The 15,965-nt window shown below is 64.3% G+C and carries 14 protein-coding genes and 1 pseudogene; 10 read left to right on the forward strand and 5 right to left on the reverse strand.

Annotation, left to right across the window (positions count from 1 at the left end):
• Positions 1–144: 144 nt before the first annotated feature.
• The 10 genes and pseudogenes from HMH01_RS13075 to HMH01_RS13120 form a co-directional block, all read left to right on the forward strand.
• A pseudogene (locus tag HMH01_RS13075) lies at positions 145–486 on the forward strand (recombinase family protein); the annotation flags it as partial.
• Positions 483–848, forward strand: a complete 366-nt coding sequence (locus tag HMH01_RS13080) for a hypothetical protein (protein ID WP_171326215.1) — start codon at positions 483–485, stop codon at positions 846–848. The pseudogene HMH01_RS13075 and the gene HMH01_RS13080, both read left to right, overlap by 4 nt.
• A gap of 326 nt (positions 849–1,174) precedes the next feature.
• Complete coding sequence (locus tag HMH01_RS13085; protein ID WP_171326216.1) at positions 1,175–1,423, forward strand: hypothetical protein; 249 nt, start codon at positions 1,175–1,177, stop codon at positions 1,421–1,423.
• 98 nt (positions 1,424–1,521) lie between these two features.
• Positions 1,522–3,312 (forward strand): hypothetical protein, encoded by a 1,791-nt coding sequence (locus HMH01_RS13090; protein ID WP_171326217.1) that lies wholly within the window; start codon positions 1,522–1,524, stop codon positions 3,310–3,312.
• Positions 3,309–4,226, forward strand: a complete 918-nt coding sequence (locus HMH01_RS13095; RefSeq protein WP_171326218.1) for a hypothetical protein — start codon at positions 3,309–3,311, stop codon at positions 4,224–4,226. Before HMH01_RS13090 ends, HMH01_RS13095 begins: the two co-directional genes overlap by 4 nt.
• Positions 4,226–5,047, forward strand: a complete 822-nt coding sequence (locus tag HMH01_RS13100) for a DUF6339 family protein (RefSeq protein ID WP_171326219.1) — start codon at positions 4,226–4,228, stop codon at positions 5,045–5,047. Before HMH01_RS13095 ends, HMH01_RS13100 begins: the two co-directional genes overlap by 1 nt.
• Before the next feature lie 41 nt (positions 5,048–5,088).
• On the forward strand, positions 5,089–6,297 hold the full coding sequence (locus HMH01_RS13105) for a DNA cytosine methyltransferase (RefSeq protein WP_171326220.1): 1,209 nt from the start codon (positions 5,089–5,091) through the stop codon (positions 6,295–6,297).
• Positions 6,294–6,767: a DNA mismatch endonuclease Vsr gene (locus tag HMH01_RS13110; protein ID WP_171326221.1), complete on the forward strand. Its 474-nt coding sequence runs from the start codon at positions 6,294–6,296 to the stop codon at positions 6,765–6,767. The genes HMH01_RS13105 and HMH01_RS13110 overlap by 4 nt, the downstream gene beginning before the upstream one ends.
• A gap of 84 nt (positions 6,768–6,851) precedes the next feature.
• Positions 6,852–7,532 carry a class I SAM-dependent methyltransferase gene (locus HMH01_RS13115; protein WP_216366854.1) on the forward strand — a complete coding sequence of 227 codons (681 nt, stop codon included), beginning with the start codon at positions 6,852–6,854 and terminating at the stop codon, positions 7,530–7,532.
• The gene (locus tag HMH01_RS13120; RefSeq protein WP_171326222.1) at positions 7,529–10,705 is read left to right on the forward strand and encodes a DUF3427 domain-containing protein; all 3,177 of its coding nucleotides are present in this window, start codon (positions 7,529–7,531) and stop codon (positions 10,703–10,705) included. The genes HMH01_RS13115 and HMH01_RS13120 overlap by 4 nt, the downstream gene beginning before the upstream one ends.
• Before the next feature lie 664 nt (positions 10,706–11,369).
• Here HMH01_RS13120 and HMH01_RS17855 read toward each other — a convergent pair.
• From HMH01_RS17855 to HMH01_RS13145, 5 genes are all read right to left on the reverse strand, one after another.
• Positions 11,370–11,867: a hypothetical protein gene (locus tag HMH01_RS17855; RefSeq protein WP_246237403.1), complete on the reverse strand. Its 498-nt coding sequence runs from the start codon at positions 11,865–11,867 to the stop codon at positions 11,370–11,372.
• Between the two features lie 174 nt (positions 11,868–12,041).
• Positions 12,042–14,033, reverse strand: a complete 1,992-nt coding sequence (locus HMH01_RS13130) for a hypothetical protein (protein WP_171326223.1) — start codon at positions 14,031–14,033, stop codon at positions 12,042–12,044.
• 262 nt (positions 14,034–14,295) lie between these two features.
• Positions 14,296–14,871, reverse strand: a complete 576-nt coding sequence (locus HMH01_RS13135) for a hypothetical protein (protein ID WP_171326224.1) — start codon at positions 14,869–14,871, stop codon at positions 14,296–14,298.
• A 31-nt stretch (positions 14,872–14,902) separates the two neighbouring features.
• On the reverse strand, positions 14,903–15,421 hold the full coding sequence (locus HMH01_RS13140; protein ID WP_171326225.1) for a hypothetical protein: 519 nt from the start codon (positions 15,419–15,421) through the stop codon (positions 14,903–14,905).
• A 46-nt stretch (positions 15,422–15,467) separates the two neighbouring features.
• Positions 15,468–15,935 (reverse strand): hypothetical protein, encoded by a 468-nt coding sequence (locus HMH01_RS13145; RefSeq protein ID WP_171326226.1) that lies wholly within the window; start codon positions 15,933–15,935, stop codon positions 15,468–15,470.
• Positions 15,936–15,965 lie beyond the last annotated feature (30 nt).

Here is a 15,965-nt window from a genome sequence, read left to right on the forward strand (position 1 = left end):
GCAAGATCAGGATCGCGCCCAATAATTGCCGACCGCGGATCGCAGCCAGGAAAGTCCTCCCAGCCTGTCATCCGGATAGTGACTGAAGAGCAGGGAAACTCCAGCTATGCGGCCTATAGCCGGGGAGATGCATAGCACGCCCATGCCCGTGCCTGTCCGCTCGGCCGCGTGCCGGCTGGCGAGATCGAGGCAGCTGTCATCGACCCGCTGCGCACCGTGTTCTGGCAGCCCGAGAACGTTGAGGGCACTTGGAAGGCCGCCCGCGCTCATGCCGCCGAGATCACCGAGGCCGACGCCCGCACGACCCTGCAGCAACTCGACCCGCTGTGGGACGAACTGTTCCCCGCTGAGCAGGCGCGTATCGTGGCGCTGCTGGTCGAGCGCTTGGATATCGGCACGGACGGGTTGAACGTCCGGCTGCGCGTCGATGGGCTCAGCAGCCTCGCGCGCGAGATGCTGGCCGGCAATATAGAGGCTGCCGCATGATCCGCAGCACGTCGGTCCCCGAGACGGTGACGCTCCACGTCCCGTTCCGCATCGTGAAGCGCGGCGGGCGGAAGGAGATGCAGCTGCCACATGGCGCCACGCAGCCGTGCAAGGCGGACAGCACGTCGGTCAAGGCGCTGGCCCGCGCCTTCCGCTGGAAGCGGATGCTCGAGTCGGGCGAGTTCGCCACCATCGCCGACCTGGCCGAGCGGGAGGGGATCGCAACCTCCTACATGACCCGCGTCCTGCGGCTCACGCTGCTCGCCCCCGACATCGTCGAGGCGATCCTGGACGGCACGCAGGGGCCGGAGGTGACGCTGGCGCGGGTGCCGGAGCCGTTCCAGCTGGATTGGCGACTGTAGCGCTAGCATACGACGCTCCTCTGATTGTTACCTGACTCACGTCCTTGCTGGCGTCCCGGCCTCGAACACTCAGCACACGGTCAAACGCATCCATTTCCTTCAGAGAAACAGATATTTAAGCCACTCGGGGTGCACTTCCGTGAAGCGAAATCGACGGCATATCTGGCGGCATATACGCGAGCTTTGAGGCATTCTGGCCTGCACTTTCGACCGCATATTTTACGAATATTTCATCGGAATGATTGACATGATGCTCTCCTATGCACAGCTTCATGCTGGTTAGAGCGTCGCATATGCGACAGATTCGCTATCGCAAGGAGCCGGCTATGGATGGAAGCAACGAAGCACGTAGTCTGAGCGCCAAGCACCAGAAGTTCCGTGACCTGGCAGAAAGCAGGACAAACAAGGCCCTCGACGCAATAGGGCGGATCGGAAACCTCTCGAACCGCTCGATCTATGAATGGGATGAGGCGGAGGTTCGAAAGCTGATCAAAGCCATGAAGGACGCTGTGTCCGAAGTGGAGGCACGTTTTGCCTCGCCCAAGGGCAAGGCCTCAGCGAAGTTCAAGCTGTAAGCTGGACGTCCGCGGCGGAGCGCGCTACGCCTCTACCCATTAATTGTAACTTCGCGTTCATTCTGAGACGACGTTTCTTGTACACGGAAGGATTAGCTTTGTCTTGGCACTATGAGAAGGCGCCCTTGAACGGCGGCGCACCCGGCGATGCTTACAAGAGCGTGTTCAACGGCAGCGGCAAGAACGAGGCGGCGAACCTCGCCCGCGAAGCGATCCAGAACAGCGTCGATGCAGCGGCAGATCCAGGCGGGTCGGTCCGCGTGGACTTCCGCTTTCGGCGCCTGGAAGGCGAGGCGCGCCAAGCATTTGAGACGGCCGCATCTCTCACAGACATTGCCGTGCGCGAGCCCGCCCTCGGCCTGCCCAAGAGTAACGCGTTTCGAGATCGGGCTCGGCCGCTCGACCTCCTCTACGTCGACGATTACGATACAACGGGCTTGAAGGGTAACCCGACGCATCCTTCCTCCAACCTGCGCAAGCTCCTGATGGACCTCGGCGGGAGTGGCAAGGCGCAGAACCAGACAGGCTCAGGAGGGTCCTACGGGTTCGGCAAGGCCGTCTACAGCTCGAACTCGCGCATCGGCACGATCTTCGCCTTCAGCCGGACGGAAGACGCCCAAGGCGCTCCGATCAGCCTTCTCATGGGTTGCGCCTACCAGACCGGGCACGAGTTCGAGGGCAAGCCGTTCACCGGCCGCGCCTTCCTCGGGACCGAGGTCCTTGTGCCGGACGAGGGCGTGCGGTTCGACCCTTTGCAGGGCGCCGCAGCCGAAGAGATGGCCGCACGTCTCGGATTCCAGCGTGAGGACGGCCTCGGCACGTCGATCCTGCTGATCGACACGGCCGTGCAACCGGAAGACCTGGTCGCGGGGATCGAGGACTGGTGGTGGCCGCGGATAGAGGCGCGTCTTCTCGAGGCGTCGGTCTTCGATTGGCGTGGGGAGGAGTACGTGCCGCGACCAAAGCAGCGCCCACACATCTACCCCTTTACCAAGGCGTTCGACAGCGCCATCGGGAAGGCGCCAGACATCGCCGGTCGCCAGCAGAGGAAGCTGTTCAACCGCTCTCAGGACCTCGACATAGGCGCCCTAGGCGCCGTCGTGCTTGACGACAGCGAGGAGGAGAACCCTCTAGGCGAGGACTTCGAGAACAGGCTCGACACCGTCGCACTTGTGCGAGGCCCGCTGATGGTGGTCGATTACCATCAGAATTGGCGTCTTAGCGCGACAGCTCCCCGTGCCGTCGGGTGCTTCGTGGCCGCGGAGGACGTCGACGAGGTCCTGAAGCTCTCCGAACCTCCCGCGCACGATCGGTGGGATCCGACGGCCCAGAGGTTGCAGATCGACGGAGACGAGAAGACGGAGATCGTCAAGTCCATCCTGGCGCGGATCAAGAAGGGCTTCCGAGACTTCCAGAACTCGGCGAAGCCACCGGCGCCGCCGCGGCCACGACGCCTGACCAAGCTGGAACGGGACCTCGCCTCTTGGTTCGGCGTGGGGCCCAAGGGTCGGCCAGCGCCGCCGGGACCCAACCCTGCGCCCATCTCCCTGCGTCCGTACGGTCCGAGGATAGAGGTGGACGGAGATGGCCTGCGGGCGACCGGTCACGTCGACATCTCGCTTCCCGAGGGCAGCCCTGTCGCCGAACTGCCTTTCCGCGTGCGGATCCTCCTGAAGGTAGCGGAGGAGGACGGCGTGTCCGCGGCCGATCCCATACCCCTCGAGCTTGAGCCGGACTGTCCGCTGGAACCTCTTGGCGAAGATCTTTGGCTCGGCGTCGTGACGCCGGCGGGTCCTGCCCGCATCGGATTCCGGTCGCAGGCCTACGACCCCAGCTGGACGGTGCAGCTGGTGCCCGAGGTGTTGCCTGTCGAGGAGGCCGCGTCGTGAAGGCCTGGAGACGATCGGAACCGCGCACAGCGCGGCCCTTCTTCGCGGTCCACGCCCTGGAGGCCGCGCTCGACAGCACGGTGCTGCTGGTCGGCGAGCGCGAGAAAGAGATCGAGGACGACGTTGTCCAGTTGGACCCGGCGGACTTCGACGGCCTTCATGTCGCGATCTGCCCCAAGCTCGACGCGGATAAGATCCGGTCGACGCTGGCCGATCGTGCGGAGGGCGTCGTGCTTCTGCTTTCGCTGCGCGATCCAATGTTCAAGCGCCGCCTGGTCCACCGGCGCTGGCCAGTCGACGGCGAATTGCCGGAACGAATCTTCCTAGATTCGGGTCTCGTGCAGGAGTTCGGGCACAAGCGGGAGCTGCACGCGACCCTCGCCCTCGCCCTCGACGCGGACGCAGAACCAGCTCCAGGTTGGCCGCATCGCCGGGGCGCCTGGATCGCCAAGCGCACCTTCAGGCTGAAGCTAAGGAGCGTCAGGTCGACCTTCGACATCCGCAAGATGACGAAGCACGAGGCGGCGGCTTGGACAGGCTTCCCGGGTGCTTTGCTGCACGTCGAGTACAACGAGGGGCGCCTGCTGGAGGAGCCGAACGATGAGAACCCGCTCGCGACCTGCTTCATAGCTGAAGAGGTCTACGAAAGGATGCAGCGGGTCTCCGACGGCCCTCTGCTGCAAGCCTTCGTCATGGCGGAGATCGTGGCGGCAGTGCTAGGCCACGCCGCCAAGGACGTTGAAGAGGCGACCGAGGTTCCGAAAGGGACCCCGCTCGCCACGATCCTGGAGCAACTGGGCGCGAACATGCCGATGTCGCTGACGAACCTGAAGGACATCGTGCGTGATCCGGTGAAGCTGCGCGCCGCGGTTCATGACCGAACGGACTTCGTCCGACAGCTGAGGAGTATCTGATGGCCTACCCGATCGTGACCGACGCAGCGGCGCGCACTTGGTGGAAGGCCTGGAAGGAGTGCGACAAGGTTGACGAGCCACCGGCGCGTCCCGAGACCGATACCTGCGTCGAAGGTGGCGACCACGACTGGCCCAGGGCTGTCGCGCGCCTGATGGACGACCTCAGCGCTCTCTACGACGCCGTGGACAAGCCTAAAGAGGCAGCGCGAGCTGGAGTCGTCGGCCGGATCTTCGGCGGGCGGTCGGAGGACGAAGCCGTCCCGATGACGAACGACCGCTTCGAGGCGGCAGCCTGTGTCGTCGTGCATGAGGCCCTTCCACGGGACGCGGCCCTCGCCGACCCGGAGTTCTGGATCTGGATGGCGACTGGCCCTGGGCTGGACTTGATCCGGCGCCGTTACCCGGGGAAGGGCGAGGCCCAGATCCCGGACCAGCTGAACTTCACTTCGGCCAGCGCACGAGAGACTTTTTTCTACCGGTTGTGGGTCCGTGCGGAGCTCGCGCACGATCCGGCCCTTGCCGACCCCTACGAACTCGCGCGATATGGTGATATCGATTTCTGGCGAAGCCACGTGTTCCGGCAGATGTCGACCGAGACCGGCCCGCTCCTCGCTGCGTTCATCCGCTTCCAGCACCCGGACGGGCCAGACGGCAAGAAGAGGCTGACCCAAGACGAGATCCGGTCCCTCGTGAAGTACATGAGAAGAGCGGCGGCCAACATGCTGGTCGAAACGCTCGACGAAAAAGAAGCGGCGGGGTTCGTGGAAGAGCAGTGGCAAAAGATTCAGTTGACAAGGTCCCGGCAGACGGCAGCGCAGTAGCGTCGCCAAAGGCCGAGGCGCTGGGACGTGGCCTCCTTCACATGGAGGACAGCGCCGATCTCGAAAACGATCCCGACCCGTGGGCCAGCTGGTGGCAGTCCTTCCTTCGCGGGGCGCCTCTACCTGACGCGTCCACTGCAGAGCAGGTCCGCGTAGTCGATCTCTTCTGTGGCGCGGGTGGGTTCGCGCTCGGCGCGTCTCTGGCTGCCCGGGCCTTCGACCGGCGCGCCTGGTTCGAGCGGATCGTCGACGCCGATGCCGGCGCCCTTGAAGTGCACGCCCGCAGCAACGACGTCGGCCGGAAGGTCTGCGCCGGCGTGTCGTCGCTCGTCGACTACCAGGTTCGTCGCAGGCAAGACCGTTGCCGGTTCGCTTACGCCCCCGAGATCGTGGATCCAGCGCTCGCCATCGCGCCCGAGGTCGACCTGTTGATCGCCGGTCCGCCCTGCCAAGGGCACTCGAACCTGAACAATCACACCCGGCGCCGGGATCCCCGCAACGACCTCTTTGTCTGCACGGTGGCCGCCGCCGTCGCGCTCCGCGCCAAGGCCGTGCTCATCGAAAACGTCCGTACGGTGACGGTCTCCCATGGCGACGTCGTGGGAATGGCGCGAGAGCTGCTTGAATCCGAAGGCTACACGGTGACCGAGGACATCGTCCGGGCGGACCGACTTGGCTGGCCCCAAACCCGAGAGCGCTATTTCATGACAGCGATCCGGGGTGATGCAGTCTGCGCGCCCTTGCCGGTTATCGAGGAGCGCGAGCCTCGCTCCGTTATGTGGGCCATCGGCGACCTTATGGAGCTGAAGGGCGGCGTTGAGCCCTTCGACACCGCGCCGGTGCCGTCGGACGAGAACCGGAAGCGGATCCACTGGTTGTTCGACAACGGCCTTCACGACCTGGCCAACTCGGAGCGTCCCGATTGCCACAAGGACGGCACCACCTACACGGCGGTCTACGGCAGGATGCATCACGATCGCCCGGCTCCGACGATCACTACGGGCATCGGCACGCCCGGGCAAGGCCGGTTCATCCATCCCCTGAAACGTCGTCTGGTGACGCCCCACGAGGCAGCGCGGATCCAGGGCTTCCCCGACGGCTACGGTTTCTTGGAGCGGGGGGTTCCAGCCAAACGAAAGGACCTCGCGAAGTGGATCGGCGACGCTGTCCCGGCACCGATGGGCTACATTATGGCCCGGCGCGCCTTCGCCGCGCTCGGCCTTTCACAGAGGCAACGTGCTGACTTGTGACAGACATTGTCGATGCAGCGACCCGATCCCGGATCATGCGGGCCGTACCCCGTAGTTCCACCAAACCGGAAATTGTCTTGCGGAAGCGCTTGCACGCCTTGGGTCTGCGTTATGTCCTGGGTGGCCGTGGACTTCCCGGGAGCCCGGACCTCGTCCTTCCGCGTTGGACAGCGGCAGTGTTCGTACATGGCTGCTTCTGGCATCGCCATCCGAAATGCCGCTACACGACCATGCCATCGACGCGCCCAGAGTTTTGGCAGGCGAAATTCGAGGCGAATGTCGCGAGGGACAACGCTGTTCGCGCAACGCTTCTCGCCGAGGGATGGCGTGTGGCAACGGTCTGGGAGTGTGCGCTGAGGAAACCCGAGCGGGCTGAACTGGCGGCAGATATGCTGGCTGCATGGCTCCGCGATGGCGTTTCCTATCTTGAGCTTGCCGGGTCGGATTCAGTCTTGGAGAGACTGGGTTGATGCCTTGCCGCACGAGGGCGAACGGAATGAGATTTCCGACGAAAGTACGGACTTGGTAGATGCGCCGATACTTGAGGATGCTGGATGAGCCTTCAAATGGCCGTCATTGTCCCTAGTCAAATCGCGAAAGTTCGGGAAAACTGCGATAAGCAATCGGTATTGTTAGATTTTGCCTTGTCGGATTACTACGACCGCCACGCAACTACCTTCATAGCAACCACCCGCGATATCGACATGTCAGAGGCGCGGGAGCTATTTCTGGCGGCAGTGCCATCGCGGGTTATTGGTTCCGCGCGCATTCTTGATGCTGGGTCGGGTTCGGGCCGGGATGCTTTGGCGTTTCTACGTTTGGGCCATGCCGTGGAAGCCTTCGATGCCTCCCCCATGATGATCGCGGCGACGCAGGCTCACGCGGGAGTCCCCACTCGTCTGGTGAGGTTCGAGGATTTCGCCTGGGAGCATCCGTTCGAAGGTATCTGGGCCTGCGCCTCATTGCTGCATGTGGCAGCGGCCGACTTGCCTGGGGTCATCGACCGGCTGGCCGCCCATCTAGTGCCTGGCGGCGCGCTCTACCTGTCGTTCAAGCACGGGATCGGCGAGCGGCTGAAGGACGGGCGCCGCTTCACTGACATGACCGCGGAAAGCCTGGCGGCTCTCCTGGACGGATGCAGAGCTTTTGGTGAACCTGAAATCTGGGAAAGCGGGGACTGCCGCCCGAATCGTGCTTCGGAAGTGTGGGTGAATTCAGTGGTTAAGAAGACGTGACCGGCGGATCGGGTGTGCCACAGGGTTCGGGCGACAGTCTCTGCATACTCTGCGATGTTGCCGCCAGCACTATCGTGGAATGCGATGCTCAGGTCATCCTGATCGGCCACGGCGCAGGTCTTGCCCTCGCCCCCCGCCGTCACGTCGCGCGGTGGCGGGAGCTGTCCGTCGCAGAGCAAGTCGCTCTGGCTACACGGATCGGACCCGCGCAAGCCCTTCTCGAGACGGAGGGCACGACAGCGCGGGTGACACTGGTCGAGACTGGCGGCCATGTCCATCTGCGCCTAGATCCGCCGTTGGCGGCGCCCGGCCCCCTGCCGGGCATGCCCCATGATCGCCCCCTGATCTCGGGCGGCGACGATGCGCTGCACGCCCATCTGCGCCCTCTGATCGACAGGGCGCAGGCAATCGATCTGTCGGTGTCGTTCCTGATGGCCTCGGGCGTGCGGCTGGTCCTGCCGCATCTGCGCGACCTGCTTGACCGAGGTGGGCGATTGCGGCTTCTGACGGGCGATTACCTGGGCGTGACGGAACCGGCGGCCCTGCGGTTGATCGCCGACCTCGAAGGCGAGCGAGAGCTGCATGTGTTCCAGGCCGCGAAGATCCCGTTCCACCCCAAGGCTTGGATGTTCACCTTCGCGAGTGACGGCGGCGCGCTGATTGTCGGGTCCTCGAACCTCTCCCACTCGGCCCTGACCGACGGCATCGAATGGAACCTGCGCCACGTCGACCCGGTCGACCCCGCCCCGCTGCGGGCGGCGCGCGCAGCCTTCGAGGCGCTGCTGCTAATGCCCGAGGTCACCGAGCTGACGCCGGCCTGGATCGACGTCTATGAGGAGCGCCGCATCGCACCTCAGCCCATGATCACTGGCGCACCCATGGAGGCCCCGGAAGCGGCCCCCACCCCGCACGAGGTTCAGGCAGAGGCGCTGTTGGCGCTGCGCGCAAGCCGTGCGAAGGGCTATGGCGCAGGGCTCGTGGTGCTGGCCACAGGTCTGGGCAAGACCTTCCTCGCCGCCTTCGACAGCGCGACCGCGGCCCGTGTCCTGTTCGTGGCGCACCGCGAGGAAATCCTGACCCAAGCCATGGCCGCCTTCCGTGCCGTCCGGCCCCGCGCCCGGCTTGGCCGGTATAGCGGCGAGGAAAAGGACGCCGAGGCAGATATCGTGTTCGCCTCCGTCCAGACCCTGGCGCGCGACGCGCATTTGACCCGTTTCGAGCCCCGCGCCTTCGACTACATCGTCGTCGACGAATTCCATCACGCCGCGGCCGCCACCTATCGGCGCATTATCGACCATTTCCAGCCTGGCTTCTTGCTGGGCCTGACCGCCACGCCCGACCGCAGCGATGGCGGGGACCTTCTAGGGCTGTGCGAAGAAAACCTCGTCTACGAATGCGATCTATGGTCCGGGATCGACCGGGGCCTTCTTGCGCCGTTCCACTATTTCGGCGTGCCCGACCTGGTCGAGTATTCCCAAATTCCGTGGCGCAGCGGACGGTTCGACGAGACCGCCCTGACCGAAGCCGTCGCCACCCAGGCCCGCGCCGAAAACGCGCTGGACCAACTCGCCAAGCGCGGGGGACGAAAGACAATCGGCTTCTGCGTCTCGCGCCGCCACGCCGATTTCATGGCCGATTTCGCGCGGGCGCGCGGACTGCGCGCGGTGGCTGTCCATTCGGGCGCCACCTCCGCTCCCCGGGCCAGCGCGCTCAAAGCGCTGGAGGATGGCGATCTCGACATCGTCTTCGTCGTTGACATGTTCAACGAAGGTGTCGATGTGCCTTCGATCGACACGGTGCTTATGCTGCGCCCGACCGAAAGCCCGGTGATCTGGCTGCAGCAACTGGGCCGCGGCCTGCGCCGGTCAGCGGACAAGACGCATCTGGCGGTCATCGACTATATCGGCAACCACCGGATCTTCCTGACCAAGTTCCGGACCTTGCTGAAGGTGGGCCCAGGCGATGGCGCGCTGCGGCTGGCGCTGGAGCGGTTGAACGACCAACTGATCCAGTTCCCCGCGGGCTGCGAGGTGACCTATGACCTTCAGGCACTCGACATCCTGCGATCCCTGATCCGCCAGCCTCGCGATGGCGAGGAGCTGGCAGCCTTCTACCGCGACTTCCGCGAACGGCACGGCACAAGGCCAACGGCCTCCGAAATGCAGCATGCGGGCTTCAACCCTGGCCGTACGGGGCATGCTGGATGGCTCGGGTTCGTGACCGACATGGGCGACCTTTCCGAGGCACAACGCGCGGCCTGGACGGCACATCGCGCCCTTCTGGACGAGATCGAGACGACCCGCATGACCCGCAGCTACAAGATGCTGGTCCTGCGCGCGATGATCGAGGCGGGCGAATTCCCGGGCCGGATCGCAATTATCGACTTGGTGGACCGGGTCGCCCGACTGGCCCGTCGAAACCCCCAGATCAAGACGGACCTGAGCGTCGATCCGGACGACACCCCGCGCCTGCGCGCTGTCCTGATGCAGCAACCGCTCAAGATCCTGGCTGAGACAGATTGGTTCCGGCTGGGGCCTGGCACCTTCGAGACGACACTTGCCGACGTGGAGAACACCGCCCTTACTGCGCTTGCGTCGGAGCTCGTGGATTGGCGGCTGCTGCGCTACTTCCAGGCGAGGGATGTGGTCTTTGACATGCCCGAGGGCACAAGCCCGGTCGAGGCCCCCGAAGACACCGCGCCTGCACCGGTCGCCCCCACCAAGGGTCTGACCCTCTGGCATGAATACCAACGCGATCAGATCGCGCCCCATTTCGGGGCAGTATTCAATACTGGGTCGTGGAACGCTGGCATTGTTGTGCTCAAAGGTGTGCGGGCGATGATCCTGCTGGTGACAATGGACAAGGGCAGCATGTCCGTCGGCGGCCACTATGCCGACCAGTTCGCCAGCCCCACGCGTTTTGTCTGGCAAACCCAGACCAGCACCCGCTGCGACGACCTGCGCGGCCGGATCATCTCCGGCGCGGAACCTGGATGGACGGTTCACCTGTTCCTACGCAAGTCGAAACTGCGCGACGGCCGCGCAGCGCCTTTCCGCTATGCTGGCCCGGTCAGCTTCGCCGGATGGGAGGGCGAGGCGCCGATGACAGTGCAGTGGGACATGGCAGAGCCGGTTCCCAGGCACTTGGGGGCGCTGTATGGGGTGGAGCAATGATCTTGCGTGTGAAGAACAATCAAACCGAGGCAGGTTATGAAATCGAGGCAGCAGGCGAAGCCCTCCGCTTCGAGACGTTGTTTTCGGATCGCAGTCTCTACTGCCTAACGCGACCCGCATCGAAGTCAGAAACCTGAAGAAGTAAAGACCTACTGATTTCAATGGGTTGAAGGGCTATTCACCAAAGCGGCGGAGTCATGAGGTCCGGAGAATAACGGCGCTGAGAGACCGCTTTCGGACCTTCTGGCGCCGCCTCCGGTGCTCAGGCTGACCCGCATAACCCTCGAATACAACGAGAAAATCCGGCCGTAGCCGGATGGGGAGAACGCTTTCGCTGAGGCAAGTGGCGGGGGGAACGGGATTCGAACAGTCACTTTGTGGCGCCGTGGCTGAACTTCAACCCCAATCCGAAATCCTTCACAACGCGAGCCTGCCTTGCCATAGCAATGACCTCTAGGCTGACCGGCTTGAGATGGAAATAAGGAACGTAGCTTCCCAATCTCTTGCTTCGGAAAAAGACGCGCTGAGAACAAGACGCCCCGTTATCCGACTTTGCAAGAGAACTCTGTCGGAGGAGGACTATGAGTCCCTTACATGTCCTCATTGTCGCAGGGAGTCCGCACGGCATGTGCGGGAGTCACCTCGGCCCGTTTACACTTCAAGTCTAACCCATTGATATCCGAACGTGTACAAAAGGTGTACGTTTACGAGAAAACCTCTCATTTTCAATTAATAATGGCGGATTGCAAATCCGTGTACACCGGTTCGATTCCGGTCGTCGCCTCCATTCCCTTTCAAGCACTTGCGAACGATTAGGATGGCGGGGAACCGTGCCGTGCGCGGGTGTGTTCGTGATCCTGTGTGCGCCCTCCCCCCCCTTTGCCCGGGCGAGCTTGACCCGGACCGCGTCCAGTTCACCGGGCGAGACGCGCGCGTGATGCTCGATGACAATGGCGGCATGGCGCAGCGACCAGCGGTTCTGTATGCCGCCTTCCCTTGCGATCGTGCGGCGGGCGTCGGCCTCGCCCAACGCCTGGCAGACGAGGGCGGCCAACTCCCGGTCGGCAGGCTTTGTCGGGAGATCGCGTTCAAGCAAATCAAGCAGTTCCGCCGCGCCATACCCGTCCGCAGGGCGAAAAGCCCCGCAGTCGACGCCGATCATCTGTCCCTCCGATGCGCTTGACCGACAGGTGCCGGATGGACGCGCCTCGGGCCCGACAGACCCATCGAATCCGACCTCTGCCGGCGCCGCGGGCACCACGCGACGCGCATGGTGGCGGGCTGGGTGCGCCCCGCACGGGCGAGGCCGCTCGAATTGCCCGCCGGCCTGCGTGCTTTACCAACCAGGCGGGCGGCGGATGTTCCAATTGCCGTAGTCGAAGCGGATCGTCTCGCTTGCGAAGGTCGCGGCGACGGGGCGGTTCTGCGCGTCGAAGACCACCGGTACGGCGTTGCCGTCCATGCTGAACGTGGTCGTCGTGCACCCCGAGGCGCCGTCTGGGCAGGCGGCGGGGGTGCGCTCTGTCCGGCCGCCGTCGAGCCCCCTGGCGCGGCGCAGGTTGGCCCAGCCGAAGCGCCTGGAAAAGGCGTGCGGCATCCGCGAGAGAAACAAGCCCCGCGCCTCGTCTTCGCCCGGCGCGGTGGAAGACGCCAGCGGCATCTGCGCCATCATCCGCCCGAGGACCATCTGCTTGGCCATGGGTGGCAGCGGCTTCCAGCCACCGTCGTAGATCGCCATGTCGGCCGGGGCAAAATACATCGCCTCGCCGGTCGGCGTGAGAAATTCGGTATAGCTGCCCACCGTCGAATAGGTGAGCACGGCCTTGCCCATCGTCAGCCGGATCATGCAGTCGTCGCCAGCCACCTGGAAACTGCCGAGCGAGACCCGGGTGCTTTCGGGCCTTCGTGGGTCCAGCGTGCCCTCCTGTCGCGTCACCGGGCTGTCGATCTCGACGTGGACCTCCATTCTTCCGGCCCGCGCAGGGGTTATCGTCAGTCCCTCGGCGGTGCCGTTGTCCGTGACGAGACGCCAGTTGTCGGTATGCCCGGCGTCGAACCCCACCGGTTCGAAGTCCGCGGGCGACCCGGCCTGGAAGCAGACCGGCGGCGCCAACTCGACGGGGGTGGTGCGCACACGCAGCCGGAAGGCGCTGGCCTCCGCGCCGTTTCCCACCTGCGTCGGAGCGTGCACCACGCGCATCAGCCCCAGTTCGTCGGTCGGATCGGAGCCGTCGATCATGTAGGACTTGCGGTGCTGCGTCTCGCCCATCGCGTGCTCGGACACGATGGTCAACGCCTCCATCGCATCGCCCGAGACGATCTCGATATCCGCCATCAGAAGCCGGTCCTTCGGGTCGCGCTGGGCGCCTGCGGGGCCGATCTCCAGCTTCAGGCGCAGCGGCTTGACCGCATAGGGCAGGGCCGATCCCTCGATCTCGCGCGTCTCGAAGCCGTCGGTTCCGGCGAAGGAGACGGTCTGCTCGGTGATGTCGGTGTAATAGAAGTACTCGCCGTCGCGTCTTTCCATGTTGTTGAAGCGTGCGACGAAGCGCGGGAAAAACCTGTCGAAGGTCTGCCCGCCGACCTTGGACCCGTCGTAGAACGGGGTCATCGCGCTTTCGGCGCTGGTGTAAAGTTCCACCTCGCGCATGAAGGCGGCATCCGCGAGGTAGGCCACGCTGTCCCTGCTGCCCATCGCATCGCCCAGCGCCAGCAGATAGGCCCAGTTGCCGTAGCCGGGATCGCCTGCGTCGAAGAAGCGCCTGTCGAGCGTCATGTTGTAGAACGGGGGGTATATGCCGACTCCCAAGCCGCGCCGCGCGTCCCAGGCAAAGCCGACGGCAGTGGCCACCGCCTCGCGCAGCCAGTTCACCGCCCCCGCCTGCCGGGGAATTTGCAGGCTGTGGAGATACTCGTGGGCGAGGAAGGAGGGTCTGTCGAGGATGTCGTCGAGGTTTTCGAGCGGAAGGAAGATGCGTGGATTGCCGAGCATGTCGATCTTGAAGCAGGCGGTGGTGCCTATCGGGCACTCGTTTTCGCCGGCTGGCCGCGGATCGATCCGGAGAATCTCTTTCCCCGTGTCGCTGGACGTTTCAAGCGTGCCATTCTCGGGAAAGCCGAGTTCGGTCAGCCAGACGGTAACGGCCTCCATCTCTGCCAGCACCTGTTCGCCGGGCCGCGCGAGGTCTTTTCCGTCGCCGCATGCGTCAGCGTTGATGCACAGAAGGCTGAAATTGTCGGACGAGGCGATCCGGAGCGGTGCCTGCGCTAGGGTGGATGCGCTCGTGAGGACAAAGACAGCGAGGAAGGTGAAGACATGACGCTTCAACCGATATTTCCCACGCGACGTTGTCCAGAGGCGAGGGTTGGCCGATTTCGCGCCCATCCACGAAGGCCTTGTGACCGATATCCGGATCGGCCGGTCCGACGCTGCCGGCAAGCCCTCTGCCCGTCTTGTGGCGATATGGCCCGAGCAGCGGAAGAAGAAGGTCGATACTCTCTGTCGGCTCGTCGGTCTGCTCATCTGCTAGCCCCCGTTGGATTGCGGCATGATGCGGCGGCCAGGAGCGGGCCCGGCCGGGGTCGCAAGCTCAAGGCGAGACAGCCTGCATCCACACCGTCCGTCGCGCATCGACAGGGGTACCGTGTACCACCGAGTTTATCTCCATGATCCCGTAGAGCGTCCCCCAGTCCATCGCCATCATCCGATAGGTGAAGTCCATCCGCACGCCATCCACGACCGCGGTCGAGGTGCCCACGAGGCGGGGCAGCTCGATCTGGTCGCATCCGGCGGTCAGGGCGACCTCGTCGGGGCTGAGCAATGGCTCCGGAATGTCGGGGCCGACGTCTCCGATTACCCAGCGCGGCTCATCCGCCAGTCGAAGGACCAGTGGCGCCTGTGCCTCGGGGTGGGTCGCCTGCAACGTGTCGCCCATCTGCCAGATGGTGATGGTCTCGACCTCGCCCGCGCCCGGGAAGGGCAGCACCATGCCGCCCATCGTCGCATAGCCGGCCTGATGCTCGATCAGCCACTCGCCGGTGAAGATCTCCTGGATGCGGGGCCAGTCGCCCTGCCCCGAGGTTCCGCACAGGGGCGGCTCCTCGGCCAGAAGGGGCGGTGCAAGGCCAGCCAGGGCAACCGATAGGGTGAACAGTCTGCACATCATCTTGTCATCCTTTCGCAGCGCCTCGATGCGCTCATTGATCGACGAAGAAAGGCGTGTCGAAACTGCCCTCGACGGTGTTGCAGTCGTTGGGATTGGCCTCGACGCCGAGCCCGTCCGCAAAGCACAGGAGTCCGCGGAAACTGCCCGCCGCATGGCCCTGCCTGCCGTCGATCGTCAGATCCGTGAACGTCAGATCGAGCGGCTCAGGCGCACCTTCCGACGTCCAGACTCGCATGCTTCCGTCTTTCGAATAAGTGATGGCGGAGGAAACCAGCGCCGTTTGCGGCCCCGGCGCATGGGACATGAAGGTCGCGTCAATCGCCAGGTTGCCGTCCCCGCTCATCAGCGTGAGGCTAGAGAAGCCGCCAACGGTCAGGAGAAGAAAAGCCGTCGGCGACACCTCGTCCCCGACGGTCGCGATGACCGTGGATTTTGAGGCCGCCTCGCCCGCCAAGTCGATCTCGATGCTGCCGATCTCCTCGATCTGCTGTGCAGGAGAAGGGGTTGCGACGACCATGATTGCCGCAGCCCCGAGTAAAAGATGCCTCATGCGATTCTCCTTTTCCCGACTGCACGACCCGCGCGTCGTGCCGGGGTCATGAACAGGCGGGTGTCATCAGCCGGAACTCCCCGGCGTCCGACACGGCGGCCAGACGCTCGGCGATCAGGCCCTCGCCAATGGCGCGGAATTCGTCCTCGCTCAGGGCAAGACCATCGAGCAACTCGTTGATGTTATCGCCGTTGACCGTGCATCCGGCATCCTCGATGGCCGCGATCGCACGTTCCCTGGCCGTTCCCGCGGACATGGTACAATTGGGCGTGGTCAGCCGGAACACGCCCATCTGAGAGACATCGGCCAGCCCCTCGGCGACCAGCTCCTCGCCGATGACGCGGAATTCCTCATCGCTGAGCGCAAGTCCGTCGAGGACCTCGTTGACGTTCGATCCGTCGACAACGCAACCGGCCTGCTCGATCGCCGCGACGGTTCGCTCTTTCGGGGTTTCGGCATGGGCGATGGTGGCAGCGGAAAGGAACGCCGCCAGTACGATCTGGTAAAATTTCATGGTCAGGTTCTCCTTTGGACAAGCGAAGCG

This window comes from Halovulum dunhuangense, from assembly GCF_013093415.1.
Classification (GTDB): Bacteria; Pseudomonadota; Alphaproteobacteria; order Rhodobacterales; family Rhodobacteraceae; genus Halovulum; species Halovulum dunhuangense.

Excerpts from the sequence above, each read along its gene's own strand:
- HMH01_RS13085 (WP_171326216.1), top strand. The coding sequence starts at position 1,175 with ATGGATGGAAGCAACGAAGCACGTAGTCTGAGCGCCAAGCACCAGAAG.
- HMH01_RS13115 (WP_216366854.1), top strand. The coding sequence starts at position 6,852 with ATGAGCCTTCAAATGGCCGTCATTGTCCCTAGTCAAATCGCGAAAGTT.
- HMH01_RS13105 (WP_171326220.1), top strand. The coding sequence starts at position 5,089 with ATGGAGGACAGCGCCGATCTCGAAAACGATCCCGACCCGTGGGCCAGC.
- HMH01_RS13145 (WP_171326226.1), bottom strand. The coding sequence starts at position 15,935 with ATGAAATTTTACCAGATCGTACTGGCGGCGTTCCTTTCCGCTGCCACC.
- HMH01_RS13080 (WP_171326215.1), top strand. The coding sequence starts at position 483 with ATGATCCGCAGCACGTCGGTCCCCGAGACGGTGACGCTCCACGTCCCG.
- HMH01_RS13140 (WP_171326225.1), bottom strand. The coding sequence starts at position 15,421 with ATGAGGCATCTTTTACTCGGGGCTGCGGCAATCATGGTCGTCGCAACC.
- HMH01_RS17855 (WP_246237403.1), bottom strand. The coding sequence starts at position 11,867 with ATGATCGGCGTCGACTGCGGGGCTTTTCGCCCTGCGGACGGGTATGGC.
- HMH01_RS13100 (WP_171326219.1), top strand. The coding sequence starts at position 4,226 with ATGGCCTACCCGATCGTGACCGACGCAGCGGCGCGCACTTGGTGGAAG.
- HMH01_RS13135 (WP_171326224.1), bottom strand. The coding sequence starts at position 14,871 with ATGATGTGCAGACTGTTCACCCTATCGGTTGCCCTGGCTGGCCTTGCA.